Source organism: Paenibacillus glycanilyticus (assembly GCF_051200795.1).
Taxonomy (GTDB): domain Bacteria; phylum Bacillota; class Bacilli; order Paenibacillales; family Paenibacillaceae; genus Pristimantibacillus; species Pristimantibacillus glycanilyticus.
The window spans coordinates 5,206,685-5,223,435 of sequence record NZ_CP195155.1; the positions used below are offsets into that span (position 1 = coordinate 5,206,685).

General features: G+C 49.9%; 17 protein-coding genes and 1 riboswitch. Of the genes, 7 read left to right on the forward strand and 10 right to left on the reverse strand.

What is annotated here, in order from left to right:
* The first annotated feature begins 98 nt into the window (after positions 1-98).
* On the forward strand, positions 99-944 hold the full coding sequence (locus ACR9FF_RS23425) for an EamA family transporter (protein ID WP_435165354.1): 846 nt from the start codon (positions 99-101) through the stop codon (positions 942-944).
* A 75-nt stretch (positions 945-1,019) separates the two neighbouring features.
* Here the strand turns inward: ACR9FF_RS23425 and ACR9FF_RS23430 are convergent, their stop codons facing one another.
* The gene (locus tag ACR9FF_RS23430) at positions 1,020-1,418 is read right to left on the reverse strand and encodes a DoxX family protein (RefSeq protein ID WP_435165357.1); all 399 of its coding nucleotides are present in this window, start codon (positions 1,416-1,418) and stop codon (positions 1,020-1,022) included.
* 195 nt (positions 1,419-1,613) lie between these two features.
* On the opposite strand from ACR9FF_RS23430, the gene ACR9FF_RS23435 reads away from it, so the two are divergent.
* Positions 1,614-1,922, forward strand: coding sequence for a winged helix-turn-helix transcriptional regulator (locus ACR9FF_RS23435; RefSeq protein ID WP_236013489.1), 309 nt, complete (start codon positions 1,614-1,616; stop codon positions 1,920-1,922).
* Positions 1,923-2,093: 171 nt separating this feature from the next.
* Here ACR9FF_RS23435 and sdhB read toward each other — a convergent pair whose 3' ends face one another.
* The 3 genes from sdhB to ACR9FF_RS23450 are packed head-to-tail and all read right to left on the reverse strand — an operon-like array spanning position 2,094 to position 5,311.
* A complete protein-coding gene (gene sdhB, locus ACR9FF_RS23440; RefSeq protein WP_015846358.1) occupies positions 2,094-2,852 on the reverse strand; it encodes a succinate dehydrogenase iron-sulfur subunit in 759 nt (252 codons plus the stop codon).
* 2 nt (positions 2,853-2,854) lie between these two features.
* Positions 2,855-4,612: a succinate dehydrogenase flavoprotein subunit gene (gene sdhA / locus ACR9FF_RS23445; RefSeq protein ID WP_127493115.1), complete on the reverse strand. Its 1,758-nt coding sequence runs from the start codon at positions 4,610-4,612 to the stop codon at positions 2,855-2,857.
* Between the two features lie 27 nt (positions 4,613-4,639).
* On the reverse strand, positions 4,640-5,311 hold the full coding sequence (locus tag ACR9FF_RS23450) for a succinate dehydrogenase cytochrome b558 subunit (RefSeq protein ID WP_015846360.1): 672 nt from the start codon (positions 5,309-5,311) through the stop codon (positions 4,640-4,642).
* 330 nt (positions 5,312-5,641) lie between these two features.
* On the opposite strand from ACR9FF_RS23450, the gene ACR9FF_RS23455 reads away from it, so the two are divergent.
* Entirely contained in the window at positions 5,642-6,520 is an 879-nt protein-coding gene (locus ACR9FF_RS23455) for a LysR family transcriptional regulator (protein ID WP_127493118.1), read from the forward strand.
* 392 nt (positions 6,521-6,912) lie between these two features.
* Here the strand turns inward: ACR9FF_RS23455 and ACR9FF_RS23460 are convergent, their stop codons facing one another.
* Together ACR9FF_RS23460 and ACR9FF_RS23465 are read right to left on the reverse strand one after the other, a co-directional pair.
* Entirely contained in the window at positions 6,913-7,575 is a 663-nt protein-coding gene (locus ACR9FF_RS23460) for a potassium channel family protein (RefSeq protein WP_015846363.1), read from the reverse strand.
* A gap of 17 nt (positions 7,576-7,592) precedes the next feature.
* Positions 7,593-8,933, reverse strand: a complete 1,341-nt coding sequence (locus ACR9FF_RS23465; protein ID WP_435165364.1) for a TrkH family potassium uptake protein — start codon at positions 8,931-8,933, stop codon at positions 7,593-7,595.
* A 70-nt stretch (positions 8,934-9,003) separates the two neighbouring features.
* Positions 9,004-9,165, reverse strand: a riboswitch (cyclic di-AMP (ydaO/yuaA leader).
* Positions 9,166-9,414: 249 nt separating this feature from the next.
* Here ACR9FF_RS23465 and ACR9FF_RS23470 point away from each other — a divergent pair.
* The 3 genes from ACR9FF_RS23470 (at position 9,415) to ACR9FF_RS23480 (ending at position 12,363) form a co-directional block, all read left to right on the forward strand.
* The gene (locus ACR9FF_RS23470; protein ID WP_435165366.1) at positions 9,415-11,010 is read left to right on the forward strand and encodes a CPBP family intramembrane glutamic endopeptidase; all 1,596 of its coding nucleotides are present in this window, start codon (positions 9,415-9,417) and stop codon (positions 11,008-11,010) included.
* Between the two features lie 166 nt (positions 11,011-11,176).
* Positions 11,177-11,692 (forward strand): hypothetical protein, encoded by a 516-nt coding sequence (locus ACR9FF_RS23475; protein ID WP_435165369.1) that lies wholly within the window; start codon positions 11,177-11,179, stop codon positions 11,690-11,692.
* Positions 11,693-11,820: 128 nt separating this feature from the next.
* The gene (locus ACR9FF_RS23480) at positions 11,821-12,363 is read left to right on the forward strand and encodes a hypothetical protein (protein WP_435165372.1); all 543 of its coding nucleotides are present in this window, start codon (positions 11,821-11,823) and stop codon (positions 12,361-12,363) included.
* Here ACR9FF_RS23480 and uvrC read toward each other — a convergent pair.
* A complete protein-coding gene (uvrC, locus tag ACR9FF_RS23485; RefSeq protein WP_317979843.1) occupies positions 12,340-14,208 on the reverse strand; it encodes an excinuclease ABC subunit UvrC in 1,869 nt (622 codons plus the stop codon). The two genes, ACR9FF_RS23480 and uvrC, sit on opposite strands and share 24 nt — an antisense overlap.
* Positions 14,209-14,502: 294 nt before the next feature.
* Here uvrC and ACR9FF_RS23490 point away from each other — a divergent pair, with 294 nt between their 5' ends.
* On the forward strand, positions 14,503-14,649 hold the full coding sequence (locus ACR9FF_RS23490; protein WP_015846369.1) for a hypothetical protein: 147 nt from the start codon (positions 14,503-14,505) through the stop codon (positions 14,647-14,649).
* A gap of 59 nt (positions 14,650-14,708) precedes the next feature.
* Here the strand turns inward: ACR9FF_RS23490 and ACR9FF_RS23495 are convergent, their stop codons facing one another.
* The 3 genes from ACR9FF_RS23495 to cysT are packed head-to-tail and all read right to left on the reverse strand — an operon-like array spanning position 14,709 to position 16,719.
* Entirely contained in the window at positions 14,709-14,927 is a 219-nt protein-coding gene (locus ACR9FF_RS23495; protein ID WP_127493128.1) for a YezD family protein, read from the reverse strand.
* A gap of 53 nt (positions 14,928-14,980) precedes the next feature.
* Complete coding sequence (gene cysW / locus ACR9FF_RS23500; protein ID WP_435165377.1) at positions 14,981-15,865, reverse strand: sulfate ABC transporter permease subunit CysW; 885 nt, start codon at positions 15,863-15,865, stop codon at positions 14,981-14,983.
* A gap of 14 nt (positions 15,866-15,879) precedes the next feature.
* On the reverse strand, positions 15,880-16,719 hold the full coding sequence (gene cysT / locus ACR9FF_RS23505; protein WP_127493132.1) for a sulfate ABC transporter permease subunit CysT: 840 nt from the start codon (positions 16,717-16,719) through the stop codon (positions 15,880-15,882).
* Between the last annotated feature and the right edge of the window lie 32 nt (positions 16,720-16,751).

The window sequence follows — 16,751 nt, forward strand, 5'->3', positions numbered from 1 at the left end:
AAGGGGGTCTTGTTTATTATAATAGCCTAATAATATGTTTGTACCGTAACAGAACTATTTCAATTGTGTAACAAATTCAGGTAGGAGATGACAAACGGATGTGGCTGGCAATCGCAGTCGGCAGCGCCTTGCTGTTTGGACTGGCAGGCTGGTGGATGAAGGTAAGCCAAATGCGCCGGGGGAATGTCTCGGTCATGCTGTTTGGGCTGTACGCCTCGGGAACGGCGGGCTTTGGCATGCATGCAGCCGTGGAAGGAACGATTCATCAATTAAGCGATTACCGGATATGGCTGGCCGGAATCATTATTGGAGCAGGCTCTGCTCTTGGCAATGCTTTATTTATGAAGGCGCTGGACTATGGCCCCGCTGCCTTGACGTCCCCGCTTACGAACATGAATATCGTGCTTGTTATTGCGCTTGGTACATTGTATTACGGCGAGAAGCTGCATTATGCGGAAGCAACGGGCATTGCATTGCTGCTTGCCGCCGTGGTTTTGATTTCGTATAAAAAACAATCGGCACCCTCTTCCGTGCAATCGCGATGGTACCTGTATGTAACCGCTGCGATCTTGTTCTTTACCTTTCGCAATGCCGGATTAAAAGTAACCGAAGAGCTGGGTCTATCCAGTGCCCCCATTTTGTTTATCGGTTACGCCTTATCTCTAATCTGGTTTGCGATTCCTCTTCGCAAAGCGAGCAGCTCGGCAGCGTTCCGAACAGGCCTCAAGCTGGGACTTCTAGCCGGCGTATTCTCATACGGCGGGCTTCAGCTGTATGCCGTTGCATTAGCGACCGGCCCCTCCAATCTGGCTGCGCCAATCTTCGCGACGAACAGCCTTGTTGTCGCAGCTGGCTCCATACTCGTTTACAAGGAAAAGCTGAACCGTGCCCAATGGGCCGCTTTTATTTTGACGATCGCCGGGCTTATTATTATCCGGATTTGACCGTTATCCCTTACAAAGCAAAAGCACCCCGGAGTCTGCCCGCGCAGAACCCTGAGGTGCTTTTTCTAATTTGCCTTAATTCAGCAATGCGTCAATCGAGAAATCTCCGGCGCCCGTGAAGGCTACGCCAAGAAAAACGGCAATCAGAACCAGGTTGTACTCGTAACCGTTTTGAGTAACCCAAAGGCCGTTAGCGCCATGCACCTTCGCAATCGCAACAATCATGGTAAGAATGAGCAATGCCGCTCCCACTTCCACCCAAAGCCCCGCTCCGAACAGTACGCCGCCCAATACCTCGAACAAACCTGCACCGGCTGCCATCAATACGCCTGGCTTCATTCCGATCGATTCAAGCCATCCGCCAGTACCTTTCAGACCGTATCCGCCGAACCAGCCAAACAGCTTCTGCGCGCCGTGTCCGATCATCAACAAACCAATAATAACCCGTATAATCAATAATCCTGTATCCATCATAATAGTACCTCTCCCTTTATCTCTTCTCGTTTGTTGAGCGGCCGCTCTCTTTGATGCACTTATCATAATGTATGTTACTTACTTTAGTCAAGTATATAAATAAAAATTAGCGAATACCCAAATTTGGCTATGCTAACGAACTTACTTTTCCTTAGAACATATGCTACAATATAGGTAGAAAAAGGGGTGATCGCGTTGGATTATTCAACTATGTGCCCAAAGTATGAAGCTGCGGCCGACATTCTTGGTAAGAAATGGACAGGGCTTATCATCCGGGTTATGCTTGGCGGACCTAAACGGTTCAAGGAAATTAAAGAGCAGATCCCCGAGATGAGCGACAAAATGTTAACGGATCGGATGAAGGAACTAGAGAGTCAAAGCATCGTGAAACGAACTGTCTATCCTGAAATGCCTGTTCGAATCGAATATGAGTTAACGCCGAAGGGTCGCGAGCTCCAACCCGTAATCGAATCGATTCAAAGCTGGGGCGAGCATTGGATGTAAAGCTGTACAACAAAAAAGCTGTGCCGGACTAAGGATATCCCTATCCTGTCCGGCGCAGCTTTTTTGCATGAGTTGACTTTCATCGCCAACTCCATTACTATTATTGATAATAGTTATCATTATCAAATAAGAGCAAGAAAAAGCCCCCCGCTGCTGCGGAGGGCGTCCTTCTTAGCCAAGCCATTTTTTGAACAATTGTTTGGTCGTATCGCGGTTGATCGCAGCGATCGAAGTCGTAAGCGGAATGCCTTTCGGGCACGAACGCACGCAGTTTTGCGAGTTACCGCAGCCTTCGATACCGCCGTCTTCCATCAACGTCTCCAGACGTTCAGCCTTGTTCATTTCACCCGTAGGGTGAACGTTGAAGAGGCGGACCTGGGAGATCGCTTGCGGGCCGATAAAGCTGTTGCGATCGTTAACGTTCGGGCAGGCTTCCATACAAACGCCGCAAGTCATGCACTTGGACAGCTCGTATGCCCATTGGCGCTTCTCTTCAGCCAGACGAGGGCCAGGGCCCAGATCATACGTACCGTCGATCGGAATCCATGCTTTAACCCGTTTCAGCGCGTTGAACATGCGCTCGCGGTTAATAACAAGGTCACGCACGACAGGGAATGTGCGCATCGGCTCGAGGCGAATCGGCTGCTCCAGCTTATCGATCAGCGCGCTGCAGGCCTGACGAGGCTTGCCGTTGATAACCATCGAGCAGGCACCACACACTTCCTCAAGGCAGTTGGATTCCCAGCATACCGGAGCCGTGTTTCCGCCATCCGATTTTTTCGGATTACGCTGAATTTCCATCAAGCCGCTGATGACGTTCATGTTGGCGCGGTAAGGAATCTCAAACTCTTCGGTATAAGGTGCGGAGTCCGGACCGTCTTGACGGGTAATAACGAATTTTACGGTTTTCGTTGCTGTCGTTTGAGCCATTGTTATTCTCCTTTCTTCTTGTTGGCTGTATAGTCGCGTTTACGCGGTTTGATGAGGGAAGTATCAACATCCTCATACGAGATTTGCGGACCCTCAGGCGTCCAGGTTGCTTTTGTTGTTTTGAGGAAGTCCTCGTCATTACGGTCCGGGAAGTCCGGCTTGTAATGCGCGCCGCGGCTTTCGTCACGGAGCAAAGCACCCAGAGTCATCGCTTCGGACAGCTCAAGCATATTCCACAGCTGGCGCGTGAACGCTACGCTGGAGTTATTCCATTTGAGCGAGTCGTTGATGTTGATGTTTTGGTAACGCTGCTTCAGCTCTTTGATCTTATCGATCGTTTGCTGCAGCTTGTCATTGAAGCGTACAACCGTCATGTTGTTGGTCATCCACTCGCCAAGCTCTTTGTGGATAACGTAAGCATTCTCGGTACCGTTCATGCCGAGGATCTTGTTGTACTTGTCTTCGTGGCGTTTCTTCTCGCGGTCGAATACCGAAGAGGAAACGTCTTCGGACGATTTCTTAAGGCCTTTGATGTATTCAACGGCTTTAGGACCGGCAACCATACCGCCGAAGATAGCGGACAGGAGCGAGTTTGCGCCGAGACGGTTCGCGCCGTGGTATTGGTATTCGCATTCGCCTGCCGCGAACAGACCAGGGATGTTCGTCATTTGGTTGTAGTCAACCCACATGCCGCCCATCGAATAGTGAACCGCAGGGAAGATTTTCATTGGGATTTTACGCGGGTCGTCGCCCATGAACTTCTCGTAAATCTCGATGATGCCGCCAAGCTTAACGTCAAGCTCCTTCGGATCTTTATGCGACAGGTCAAGGTAAACCATGTTCTCGCCGTTGATGCCAAGCTTCTCGTCAACGCAGACGCTGAAAATTTCGCGTGTTGCGATATCGCGCGGAACAAGGTTGCCGTACGCCGGATATTTCTCTTCAAGGAAGTACCAAGGCTTACCGTCTTTGTACGTCCAGATCCGGCCGCCTTCGCCGCGTGCCGATTCGGACATCAGGCGCAGCTTGTCGTCGCCGGGAATAGCCGTTGGATGGATTTGGATAAATTCGCCGTTTGCGTAATGTACGCCTTGCTGGTATACAGCAGATGCGGCAGTACCTGTATTGATAACGGAGTTCGTTGTTTTACCGAAAATGATACCAGGACCGCCGGATGCGAGAATAACGGCGTCGCCGACGAAAGTATGTACTTCCATCGTACGCAGGCTTTGTGCCGAAACACCGCGGCAGATGCCTTCGTCGTCCAGTACGGCGCCAAGGAATTCCCAATGCTCGTATTTCGTTACGAGACCGGCTGCTTCCCAGCGGCGAACTTGCTCATCCAATGCGTACAGCAGCTGTTGGCCGGTTGTTGCGCCCGCGAATGCCGTACGGTGATATTGCGTGCCGCCGAAACGACGGAAGTCAAGCAGACCCTCTGGCGTACGGGAGAACATAACGCCCATGCGGTCCATCAAGTGGATAATGCCAGGTGCGGCTTCGCACATTGCTTTTACCGGAGGCTGATTCGCGAGGAAGTCGCCGCCATATACGGTATCGTCAAAATGCTCCCAAGGGGAGTCGCCTTCACCTTTTGTATTTACAGCGCCGTTAATGCCGCCTTGCGCGCAAACGGAATGGGAACGTTTCACCGGCACGAGGGAGAACAGATCCACATGCACGCCCGCTTCCGCCGCTTTAACGGTTGCCATAAGGCCCGCAAGACCGCCGCCAACGACGATAATTTTATTTTTAGCCATAACGTTTCGCTCCTTGTCTAAATACTACTAACCGATATTGGTCAATGCCAATGCGGCACTTGCCGTTTCCTTGAACTCGTCGCCCATAAACGCTACGAGGGACAGGATGAACAGCGCAGCTACAAGCACAAAGATTACCATGCAGATATTCGCCGAAACCCGTTGAGCTTTCGGAGATACCGTAATACCCCAGCTGATCAGGAACGCCCAGAGGCCGTTGCTGAAGTGGAATACGGCAGCGAGAATACCGATGAGGTACAGAATGAACAAAGCAGGGCTGGTTGCAATATTATGCATAGTCGAGCCAAGCTCTTCATGCGTTACATTGCCAAGCGCTACCTGCACGCGAGTCTCGAACACGTGCCAGATAATAAAGATAAACGTGATTACCCCTGTAATACGCTGCAACGTAAATGCCCAGTTACGCTCATATTTGAAACGTCCCGAGTTGAGGTTCGATTGATAAGCCATATACAAACCGTAAACACCGTGGAACAAAATCGGCAGATAGATACCGAAGATTTCGAGCAGCGTTACGATAGGCAGGCCGTTAATAAAATTAACCGCTCTGGTGAAGCCTTCCGGCCCACGCTCATACGCCTGAAAATTGGCCAGGGCATGCACGATGATAAATCCACCCAGCGGAATCACCCCAAGCAGAGAGTGCAGCTTGCGCCAGTAGTACGAATTTCCTTTCATTAATACTTCTCCTTTCCAGACTGTGGTCGCTCCATGACATTTTTTGCTGTTGACAAACCATTCTACATTGTACCCCCGGCTTTTAAGTCCGTCAACAAAAGTCGACACCATTTGCGAAAGTTTCATTTCCCGACTTTTATTGCAATGGGGTCCCCGCAAAGTACCAGGATTAAAATTAGAAGCTTACCTTCACTTCTTGGGCGTTATTCAAATTGTGAACGTTCCGTGTATGCCACCCTTTTAATCCTACTCCTTTTGAGCTTATAATGGAATTGCATATTTATTATAATTTATTATAACCAATTCACATAAGCGATCGGGGAGACCAAAATGATCGAAGAATTTCATATGTTTGCTGCCATCGTGGAACATTCCAGCATGAATAAAGCGGCTAGCCTGCTTAATTTATCCCAGCCGGCCTTGTCCCGCAAAATAGCAAAGCTTGAAGAAGAGATAGGCGCCAAGCTGTTCGAACGCGTTGGCAAGCGGCTTGAGCTGACCCGCGTCGGTCAATTGACTTACGAGTATGCCGTGAACCTCCGCAAGCTGCACCGTCGTTACATGGATTCCGTTGCCGAGTACACCGCTGCGGGACGAACCTCCATCACAATTGGGGCAAGCTTAACGACGCTTCAAACCACATTACCCGATTTCATAAAGACGTTAAACGCCAGTCATCCGGAATTCGATATCAAGGCCGTAACCGGCAAAACCCACGAGATTGTCACGCTTGTCCGCGACAACAAAGCGGATATCGCCATCGTTGCTTCCATGATTGAAGATTCCCAGCTTCACTGCGTGCCGCTGTTTGACGATCATCTGCTGCTCGTTATCCCGACCAGCGTAACCGTAACGCATGAGGAGCCTCTTTCAATAGAAGATTTAAACGGGCTGCCCATGATTTTGTTCTCCAAAGGCACATGGTACCGCAAGCTGACCGACGAAGTATTCGCCAAATACCATCTTCAGCCGGATGTCCGGATGGAGATCGACTCCTTCGAGGCTATCGTCCGTCTTCTTCATACGTGCCGAGCGGCAACCCTGCTCCCGCATTCCTATATGCGCAAGCAGTTACTCGCCGACAACGAGCTTGTCGTTGTCCCCATCCGCGAGCTGGAAGAGACCAAGCGAACGACTTGTCTCATCCACAATGACCCTTCCGATCTTCATCCGGCGGTCCGGCGTTGGATCTCGGAGTTAGGTCAGTAGGTTTCGCTCTTGTGTCTTTCGCTCTTGTGTCTTTCGCTCTTATGCTTTTCGCCTTTATGCTGTTAGCCTTTGAGCTCTCCGCTCTTCTCGCTCCCGCAAGGGAGGACAGTGGTAGCGCTTTTTAGCGCTTCACTGTCCTTTTTCATTCCCTCGCAGGGGGAATGGATGGGTGCGGCGCGAGGCGGGAAAGGGGTATCTCTGGAGGAGCGCAGCGTTCGCCTTTGTCACTTCCTTTGCTACCCCTATGTAAACCTGTTCAGAGCAAAGGAATGACAACAGCGGCCGGAAGAGATACCCCGTCCCGCCGAGCCATCCCGCCCCATCCATTCCCCACCTCAGCAGCGAGCAAACAAAAGGACAATGAACGCTAACGGCGCCCACTGTCCTTATCATCACCTGATTATGGTTTCTTCAAACTGTTCAATCTGGTCGTTTGTTCCGATCACGACCATAACGTCCTTTTCCGTCACCACATCCGTCGCCGTAGGAGCAATTATAATACCGGAAGGCTTGTTAATGGCTACGATGCTGCATCCGAACCGGGCGCGCAAATTCATGTCTTGAAGCGACTTGCCGTTCAGGCATTTCGGCACCGAAAGCTCGGCAATGGTATACTCCTTCGACAGCTCGATATAATCAAGCAGATTCGGGGAGACAAGCTGATGGGCAACCCGGATGCCCATATCCCGCTCCGGATAAATAACGCGGTCAACGCCAATTTTCTCCAGCACGCGTCCGTGCAGCTCGCTCATCGCTTTAGCTACTACCCGCTTCACGCCCAAATCCTTCAATAATATAGTCGTCAGTATGCTGGCCTGAATGTCATCGCCAATCGCCACGACTCCGCAGTCAAAATTACGAACGCCTAGTGATCGCAGCGTCTCTTCGTCCGTGCAATCCGCCGACACCGTATAGGTCAGCACATTGCTCATCTCCTGAACGGCTTCCTCATCCCGGTCGATTCCAAGCACCTCATAGCCCAGCTTAATAAGCTCTCTTCCAAGACTGGAGCCGAACCTCCCCAAGCCTACGATCACGAATTGATTGTTCTTCATTCTTGCTCTCTATTCCCCTATCCAATCGTAATTTTGCCTTCCGGATACCGGTACAGCTCTTTCTCTGTTTTTGGCCCTAGCGCGTAAGCAAGCGTCAGCGGACCAAGCCGTCCGGCGAACATCGTTACCGCAATGACTATTTTGCCGAAGAACGTCAGCTCAGGCGTAATGCCCGTCGTTAGGCCAACGGTGCCAAACGCCGACGTTGTTTCGAATAAAATTTTCAGGAACTGCTGGTCTTCCGTCGTGGACAGCAGCATCGTTACCAATAGGACCAGCGTGAGCGACAGCATCGTAATCGTCAGCGCCTTGAAGATCCGGTCCTTCCCAAGCCGGTAATGGAAAAGAACGATATCTTCCCGCCCGCGGATCATCGCGATAACCGCCCCGACCATCGTGGTAAAGGTTGTCGTCTTGATTCCCCCGCCTGTAGAGCCCGGCGAAGCGCCGATAAACATCAGAATAACGGTGAAAAAGACGGTCGCCTGCCGAAGCTGGGTATAATCCAGCGTGTTGGCCCCCGCCGTTCTAGGCGTAACGGACTGGAAGAAGGAAGCCAGAATCTTTTCGCCCCAATTGAGGGAACCAAGCGTATTGCTGTTCGAAAACTCGAAAACGAAAATAACAACAGCGCCAGCGGCAATCAGGATGCCGGTTGTCGAGAGAACAACCTTGCTGTGCAGCGACAGTCTTTTGTTTTTCCGGAACTCCAGCAAATCCGCCATTACCACAAAACCTAATCCGCCAAAAATAATGAGCAGCATCGACACGATATTAACGAGCGGGTCCCCTACGTACATCGTTAAGCTGCGGAAATGGCCGAAGATATCAAAGCCTGCGTTGTTGAAGAAGGATATCGAATGAAAGAGCCCAAACCATACCGCTCTCCCAAACGGCATGTCAAAGGCGAATCGGACGGCAAACAGAACAGCGCCAACCAGCTCTATCGTTAAAGAGTAGAAGATCACTCTGCGGATTAGTCTGACGATACCCTCCATACTCGTCTGGTTCATCGCTTCCTGCAGAATGAGCCGTTCCTTAAGCGAAATCCTCTTGCGCAGCACCAGCGCAATCAGCGTGGCCATGGTCATAAAGCCTAATCCGCCAAGTTGGATAAGAGAGAGGATGATGATTTTGCCAAAGGTAGAGAAGTATGTACCCGTATCGACGACAACAAGTCCGGTCACGCAGGTCGCCGAGGTTGCCGTGAACAACGCATCGATAAAGGGCAGGCGCGAGCCATCGCTTGAGGAGAAGGGCATTGACAGCAGCACGGCTCCAATCACGATAATCATGGCAAAACCAAAGACCAGAATCCTTGGCGGCGACCATTTCAGGATATTGAGATATTTGGCCATTCTTCTCTCCTTTTAATAGATCTTTCAACATTTGGGCATAAAAAAAAGCACGGGAACTCCCATGCAAATGAGTCCTGTTCCACGCAGCCTACGAGGTTAGCTGACGGATTCGGGCCTGGAAAGGCAGCCCTATTCAAGCGGAATGCTCGAAATTCACCCCATGCTGGCGGATTGCTCCGGACAGCGGTTTGGTTCCCCCGTTTTCAAAAACGAAATTCGGCTGATACGATTCGATTAATATGACGTAACGATTATACGCCCAAACTGCGGAAACGATCAAAATGAGCCTAAGCGATAATTAAGCGGAATTCGTTCAAAAACGGGCAATCCTACAGAACAATTGGCTGCTTGCTGGCTGCAAGTCCTTATTTCACCGCTTTCCGTTTGCATCCTCTACTTTCGCCCGCATTGGATAAATGAGGTTAATAATGGTATTGTTACTGTAGCGAAGCATCGTCTGAATTCGAAATGGAGGTTTTGTATGATCCCTTCCATCGCTCCTCATGATTGGAAAAGATTCCTGTGGGCTGCTGTCGCAGGCGCAATTATTTTCATCTTTACCCAGTTCGGCCCTGCAGCCGGGGACCAACTGTTCTCAAGCTCAACTCCTAAGGTTATTGCAAAAAGCGAAGCCGAGTCGACCGCGAAAAAGTTCGTCCGGGAACAGTTCGGCAAAGCAGCCGTAACCGCCCATACGATTTATCAGACCGACAGTCTGGCAAACGGTTATTTCTCCAAGGAAGAGCTGCTGGGCAAGTTCGAAGATAAATATGACGCCAAGTTCCCGACCGATACGTTCCAGGTCAATCTGGATCTGGAGGACGGCACAAAAGCTTATGTCTACGTCCATATGACTAACGGCAGTATTACAGGCTGGCATTGGCTTGGCGGTCAATCTTCCGGCAATGCTCAATCGGTTCAAACGTCAGCGAAGGCTTTTGCCGAAACGAAAGGGTTCCGGCCGGAAGAATTGGACAGCCTGTACATCGATGACCAAGGAGACGCCGTGCTTCACCCTACCGGTTATACGCTTGGTGACGCTTCACTTGAGCTGATTATCGGAGTAGGTCTTGTTGATGATAAAGCAGTGATCACCAGGTACAAGCCAGCTTTCCAAGCACCGGCGGATTACGTCTCTTACGTGGAAGGCCAGAAAAAGACGGGCAGCGCGCTGTCTGTTGTCAGCCTGGCGTACATGTGCTTCATCTCCCTCGTTTTATCGCTTATTTACGCGATTCTTTACAGGGGACACACGACCTTTAAACGCGGGATATTTATCAGCTTGGTGTTTATCGTATTCTACATCTATAACAATCTGAACGTTCTTGATGGCATCATGGCAACCTTTGGCGAGCAGAGCCGGTCGGATGCCGAGATGAAGGCTACCGTTTTGATTACGGTCGTGCTGCTCATTCCGGTTGGCCTCGCCGTTTACTTCGCCTTAGTCGCCGGTGACGGGATGTGGCGCTCGCAAAAACGCCCCTTATGGCCGGGATTCCGCGAGCGAGGCTATGGCGAGCATGTATGGCGCAGCGTTGGCCTCTCCTATCTTTTTGCAGCGATTATCCTTGGCGCGCAAGCGATCATTATGGTCGCCATGAAGTTTCTTGCAGGCTCCTGGGCAACCAGCGATGCTACGCAGTCGCCTTACAATACGGATATGCTATGGCTTATGCCGATGATGGCCTGGTGCGCTGCCATATCCGAAGAAGCGATATTCCGGTTGTTCGGCATTGCTTTATTCAAAAAATGGTTCAAAAATACGTTTATCGCTACGCTTATTCCCACGATCATGTGGGCGCTGGGACATGTCGGCTATCCGATCTTCCCGTTCTATACGCGTATCGTGGAGCTTGTTATTCTGGGAACGGTATTTTGTCTTATTTTCCTCCGCTATGGCTTTATAACGGCCGTGTTCACCCACGCAATTCTGGACAGCCTTATTATGAGCTTCGAGCTGGTCAGCGTTGGAGGAGGCGTTAATATTACCGCAGCCCTTATCTATGCTATTCTGCCTGTTATTATCGCTTGGGTTATCAAATCCTGGCATAAACGGCGCACTCCAATACGGGTCTGAAAGGACTCCTTATAAAAAAAGGAATGTATCTCTTCGAAGATACATTCCTTTTTTCGCAATAACGGCACTCTACACCGCCCATTTAATAGAAACGGTCACTTTGTCCAAGAGAAATCCTGTCCAACTTAATATAATCTATTAAACCAACATATGGAGTGTGATAGGATTGATTGCAAGAATCAGCGGCTATGACCGCAAACAGAGCTCATGCAATAAAAGCTATGAGAAACAGTCGTCATGCAAAAAGTCAAGCGGCCATCACAAATCGTCCGGGAAAAAGAACAAATCAGGCGGCAAGAAAAATTGCTGCTGCCAACACAAGTCTTCCAGCAAAAAATCGGACGGCTATTCACACAAATCAAATGGCTGCAAATGCGAACACAAATCAAATGGCCGCAAATACGAGCACAAATCTTCGGGCTATAGCGACAATTCGGTAATTCCGTACAACAAGGAAGAAAAATCAAGCGGAAAAAGCTATGCTGAATATGCTTATGGCATCCTTAGCAAGCTGTCGCTCGGACAAGTTATTCATCGCGTTACGCTGGATAACGGAAAGGATCTGGATAAAGCGAAATGGGCTGGCTTTAAGAATGGGCATGCTACTTTCTCTGCTTTCAACTACAAAACGACTTACCTCGTTTATGTCCCGTTGAACAAAATTACAAGCATCGCTTTGTAAAGAAAATTAATCAAGAAACTATTTCATTTGTTTATCCACTCCTGTACAAGAGCAACTCTAGCAACCTTCATATAATCTAGTATTACGTTCATGAGGAGTGATAGAATTGCCAAAAAACCATAGCTCGGGTGGCAACCAAAGTCCCGGAGGCAACCAAAGTCCCGGCGGCAACCAAAGTCCTGGCGGCAACCAAAGTCCCGGAGGCAACCAAAGTCCTGGCGGCAACCAAAGTCCTGGCGGCAATCAAAGTCCTGGCGGCAATCAAAGTCCCGGCGGCAATCAAAGTCCTGGCGGCAATCAAAGTCCCGGCGGCAGAAGTGCAGGAGCTAACAAAGCTGGAGCTAATAAAAAATCAGGTGGCAGCAAAGGCAATAAAAGCGGTAAACCCGGTGGCAGCAAAGGCAATAAAAGCGGCAAATCAGGCGGCAGCAAAGGCAATAAAAGCAGCAAATCCGGTGGTAGCAAAGGCAATAAAAGCGGCAAATCAGGCGGCAGCAAAGGCAATAAAAGCGGCAAATCAGGCGGCAGCAAAGGCAATAAAAGCGGCAAATCCGGTGGTAGCAAAGGCAATAAAAGCGGCAAACCAGGCGGTCGCAAAGGCAAATAAAAAAATAAAGGCAAGTAATATAAAAAGGAATGAGGTTGCCTCATTCCTTTTCTTCTTCATTTAACGAAGCTAAAATTTGCGAAGCCAGCTTCTCGCCAATAGACAGAGGCTTGAAGTCCTCGATTGAAGCTTCCCTTATCTTCTTAATCGAGCCAAAATGCTTAAGCAGCAGCTTGCGGCGCTTCTCTCCGATTCCCGGAATCGCATCCAGCTGGGAAGCGATCATAGATTTGCCGCGCTGTTCGCGGTGGAAAGAAATCGCAAACCGGTGGACTTCATCCTGAATCCGCTGCAGCAGATAAAATTCCTGGCTGTCGCGGGGCAGCGGCACGACTTCCGGCGGATCACCGGTCATCAATTGGGCCGTCTTATGCTTTGCATCCTTCACAAGTCCGCATACCGGAATATAAAGCCCCAGCTCATTTTGCAAAATATCCAGTGCTGCGGAGATTTGTCCCTTGCCACCGTCGACTACGATTAAATCCGGAGGAGTCTGCTGCTCCTTCAGCATTCTTTCGTAACGGCGCCGCACAACCTCGCGCATCGTTTCGTAATCATCCGCGCCAACAACGGTTTTCACCTTATACTTGCGGTACTCTTTCCTGTCCGGCTTGCCATCCGTAAAGACAACCATCGCCGAGACCGGATTTGTGCCTTGGATATTCGAGTTATCGAACGCCTCGATTCGCCGGACCTCGGGCAGTCCAAGCCATTCGGCTAGTCCTTCCGAAGCGCGGACGCTTCTCTCTTCGTCCCGCTCGATCAGGCGGAATTTATCCGCCAGCGCAATCTTGGCATTATCGATAGCCATGGATACGGCTTCGCTTTTCCGTCCGCGCTGCGGCATCAGCACCTTCACCTTCAGCCAGTTATGCAGCATCGTTGCGAACTCATCGGCAGCCGTGGACGACTCCGCCGTCCCTTCTTCCTCATCGGCCGGGAGCGGCAGCAAAATCTGCTTCGGCAATGCCGGGTTATCGCTGTAATATTGGGTAACGAATGTCATAAAGTCATCGTATTCTTCCCCATAATAAGGGAATGTTGTGCCGCGCCGTTCAATCATTTTTCCCTGGCGCATGTACAGAATCTGCACGCACATCCAGCCCTTCTCTACCGCGTAGCCGAAGATGTCGCGGTCTAGGGCATCATTCATCGTAATCTTCTGCTTCTCGATAACCGCATCGATGCTGATGATCTGATCGCGGTATTCCTTGGCACGCTCGAAATTAAGCTCTTCGGCGGCAGCTTCCATTTTACGCTGAATTTCCGCTTTTACGGCATCATGGCCGCCGTTAAGGAACTTGGTAATTTCCTGAATCATCGCATCGTATTGGCCCTGCTCCACATCGTACTCGCAAGGGGCAATACATTGGCCGATATGATAGTACAAGCATACTTTATCAGGCAGCGTTCCGCATTTGCGCAGCGGATAAAGCCGGTCCAGCAGCTTCTTGGTTTGCTGAGCCGCGAAGGCATTCGGGTACGGTCCGAAATATTTGCCTTTATCCTTCACGACACGCCGCGTAACCTCAAGGCGCGGGTGTTTTTCGTTCGTAATCTTAATATACGGAAAAGTTTTGTCGTCCTTCAGAAGAACATTGTATCTTGGATGATATTGCTTGATCAGATTGCATTCGAGAATGAGTGCTTCCATATTGCTCGAGGTAATAATATAGTCAAAGTCGCGGATTTCCGATACGAGCCGCTGCGTTTTTCCGTTATGGCTTCCGTTGAAGTAGGAGCGGACGCGATTTTTCAACACCTTCGCTTTGCCTACATATATAATGGTGCCTTCCCCGTTCTTCATTAAATAACAGCCGGGCTGGTCTGGAAGCAGCGCTAATTTGTTGCGGATTAGCTCTTCGGCTTCCGCCCTGCTGGCGGGTGTATTTTGTTGTTGCTGATCCATTTTGTCCCTCCTAAAAAGAATTACCATACTATTGGCCGAGAATCGGCAATTGTGGTAATTCTTACTTCGTAAGCGTAAACTCAGAATTACCATACTATTGGCCGAGAATCGGCGATTTTGTGGTAATTCTTACTTCGTAAGCATAAGCTTCGCGCTGTTTATCTATTCCTTTATATTAGCATATCGAACGCATGTTTCGCTTTATAATTGTCAATGAATTGCTTTACAATTATTCGTAAAGTTGGGTATACTATTATAAGCTTGAATGGTCTTCAAGGGAGGCGTAATCCACTAATGGAAAATGTACGTGATCCGCGCGAACATGTGAATGAAGAACCGCGCCACGACTTGATGGACGTTATGACAGGCTTTGGCGGAATGCTGGGCTTTATGACCGTCATTTTTGCTGCAGCCGTCATCATTAAATTCGTCATTTCGTAACCACAAACAAGAAAAGCTCCGTACCGGATATCCGGTACGGAGCTTTTTTCGCTTTATTATCATTGGGCAACGGCGCGAAGGTTATCGCCGTTAGCTGCCTTTTGCTCCGGCTGCGCCTGCTTATGGGAAGGTTGATCGTAACGTGTACGTTCGGTACGGTCGATTTGAACAATACGTCCATCATGTACGGTAATATTGACAGAACCATACTGCAGCCCATTAACTTGCTCAAGAATACGGTCCAACCACAATTGATCTACTTCCAACGGTTTTGCCATTATTAACCCCTCCATAATCAACCGATTTACTCGGTATTAGGTTTAAAAAAATTTTAATCAACCTTTTCGCGCGATGCGTTTTGATTCGTTTTCCATTCGAACAAGGCTTTCACGAGCAGAGTCAGAACGGCCAGCATAACAAGCAGGGAAGCTACGGCAAAGGAAGCCGAGAACCGGTATTCGTTATACAGAATTTCAATATGGAGCGGCAGCGTATTTGTCTCCCCCCGAATATGGCCGGATACGACGGATACGGCGCCAAACTCCCCCATCGCCCGGGCGTTCGAGAGAATAATGCCGTACAGCAAGCCCCACTTGATATTCGGAAGCGTGATGCGCCAGAAGATCTGCAAGCCTTTTGCCCCAAGGCTTGCAGCCGCTTCCTCTTCCTGTACGCCTTGCGCCTGCATGAGCGGAATTAACTCGCGGGCTACGAACGGAACGGTAACGAAAATGGTAGCCAGTACAATGCCCGGAAGAGCAAAAACGATCTTAATATCATGCTCGTCGAGCCAAGGACCAAGAAAGCCCTGCGCACCAAACAGTAAAATATAAATCATTCCTGAAATGACAGGTGATACCGCAAACGGTAGATCGATTAACGTAATAAGAAGGTTCTTGCCTTTGAAGCGGAACTTGCTGATCGCCCATGCAGCCGCTATCCCAAACACAGCGTTTAGCGGTACGGCAATCAGAGCAACCAATAAAGTTAATCGCAATGCGGATAAAGCATCCGGGTCGGTGATTGCCGCTTTGTACACATCAAAGCCCTTTTTGAAGGCTTCGACAAACACCGAGATAAGAGGCATCGCTACGGCCAGCCCTAGAAATAACATGGCGATACTGATTAAAGTCCATTTTACGCCAGCCGATTCGGTAATATGCTTCGGTCTTTTGGACGCTTCTTGAGACAAATGCGCGGTAACTGCTCCAGCCATTGTTTTTCCTCCCCTTAGTCCGCTATCGTACGGCGGTTAATCCGCCATTGCATAAAGTTGATAAGCAGCAGCAGCAGGAAGGAGACAATAAGCATAACCAGCGCAATCGCCGTTGCGCCTTCGTAATCGAATTGTTCCAGCTTCGACATAATAAGGAGAGGAGCGATTTCCGTCCTCATCGGCATATTGCCCGAGATAAACACGACGGAGCCATATTCCCCGATTCCCCGAGCGAAGGCCAGCGCGAACCCGGTTAATAGCGCCGGCATCAGCTCCGGCAGGATAACCTTCCAGAACGTGCGCAGCCGGTATGCGCCAAGCATAACCGCCGCTTCTTCGGTTTCTTTTTCGAAGTCCTGCAAGACAGGCTGCACGGTACGGACCACAAAAGGAATTCCGATAAAAATGAGTGCAATCGTAATGCCAAGCTGCGTATAAGCAACCTTTATCCCCAGCGGCGCGAGAATCGAGCCTACCCAGCCATTTGGGGCATAAATCGCAGTCAACGAAATGCCTGCTACCGCCGTCGGAAGAGCGAACGGCAAATCGACGAGGCTGTCGATAATCTTTTTACCCGGGAACCGGTATCGGACAAGTACCCAGGCTACTAGCAGCCCGAATACAAGATTGGTCAGCGCGGCGAAAAACGATGTCGTAAAGCTGATCCGATAAGAAGCGATTACCCTTGGATTCGTAATAATCGCCCAGAATTCGTTCCAGCTCAGGCCGGTTGTTTTCACAAACACACCGGCGAGAGGGATAAGAACGATCAAGCTGAGGTAAGCGATCGTGAAGCCCATCGACAAGCCAAAGCCCGGCAATACGTTTTTGGACTTCCTTTTGGAACCTTTCATGTGAAGTCAGCTCCGTTCATCTGTGGTCACCA

Bases quoted from the DNA above. Each gene is read 5' to 3' on its own strand.
- ACR9FF_RS23425 (WP_435165354.1), top strand. From the start codon at position 99: ATGTGGCTGGCAATCGCAGTCGGCAGCGCCTTGCTGTTTGGACTGGCA.
- ACR9FF_RS23430 (WP_435165357.1), bottom strand. From the start codon at position 1,418: ATGATGGATACAGGATTATTGATTATACGGGTTATTATTGGTTTGTTG.
- sdhB (WP_015846358.1), bottom strand. From the start codon at position 2,852: ATGGCTCAAACGACAGCAACGAAAACCGTAAAATTCGTTATTACCCGT.
- sdhA (WP_127493115.1), bottom strand. From the start codon at position 4,612: ATGGCTAAAAATAAAATTATCGTCGTTGGCGGCGGTCTTGCGGGCCTT.
- ACR9FF_RS23450 (WP_015846360.1), bottom strand. From the start codon at position 5,311: ATGAAAGGAAATTCGTACTACTGGCGCAAGCTGCACTCTCTGCTTGGG.
- ACR9FF_RS23455 (WP_127493118.1), top strand. From the start codon at position 5,642: ATGATCGAAGAATTTCATATGTTTGCTGCCATCGTGGAACATTCCAGC.
- ACR9FF_RS23460 (WP_015846363.1), bottom strand. From the start codon at position 7,575: ATGAAGAACAATCAATTCGTGATCGTAGGCTTGGGGAGGTTCGGCTCC.
- ACR9FF_RS23465 (WP_435165364.1), bottom strand. From the start codon at position 8,933: ATGGCCAAATATCTCAATATCCTGAAATGGTCGCCGCCAAGGATTCTG.
- ACR9FF_RS23470 (WP_435165366.1), top strand. From the start codon at position 9,415: ATGATCCCTTCCATCGCTCCTCATGATTGGAAAAGATTCCTGTGGGCT.
- uvrC (WP_317979843.1), bottom strand. From the start codon at position 14,208: ATGGATCAGCAACAACAAAATACACCCGCCAGCAGGGCGGAAGCCGAA.
- ACR9FF_RS23490 (WP_015846369.1), top strand. From the start codon at position 14,503: ATGGAAAATGTACGTGATCCGCGCGAACATGTGAATGAAGAACCGCGC.
- ACR9FF_RS23495 (WP_127493128.1), bottom strand. From the start codon at position 14,927: ATGGCAAAACCGTTGGAAGTAGATCAATTGTGGTTGGACCGTATTCTT.
- cysW (WP_435165377.1), bottom strand. From the start codon at position 15,865: ATGGCTGGAGCAGTTACCGCGCATTTGTCTCAAGAAGCGTCCAAAAGA.
- cysT (WP_127493132.1), bottom strand. From the start codon at position 16,719: ATGAAAGGTTCCAAAAGGAAGTCCAAAAACGTATTGCCGGGCTTTGGC.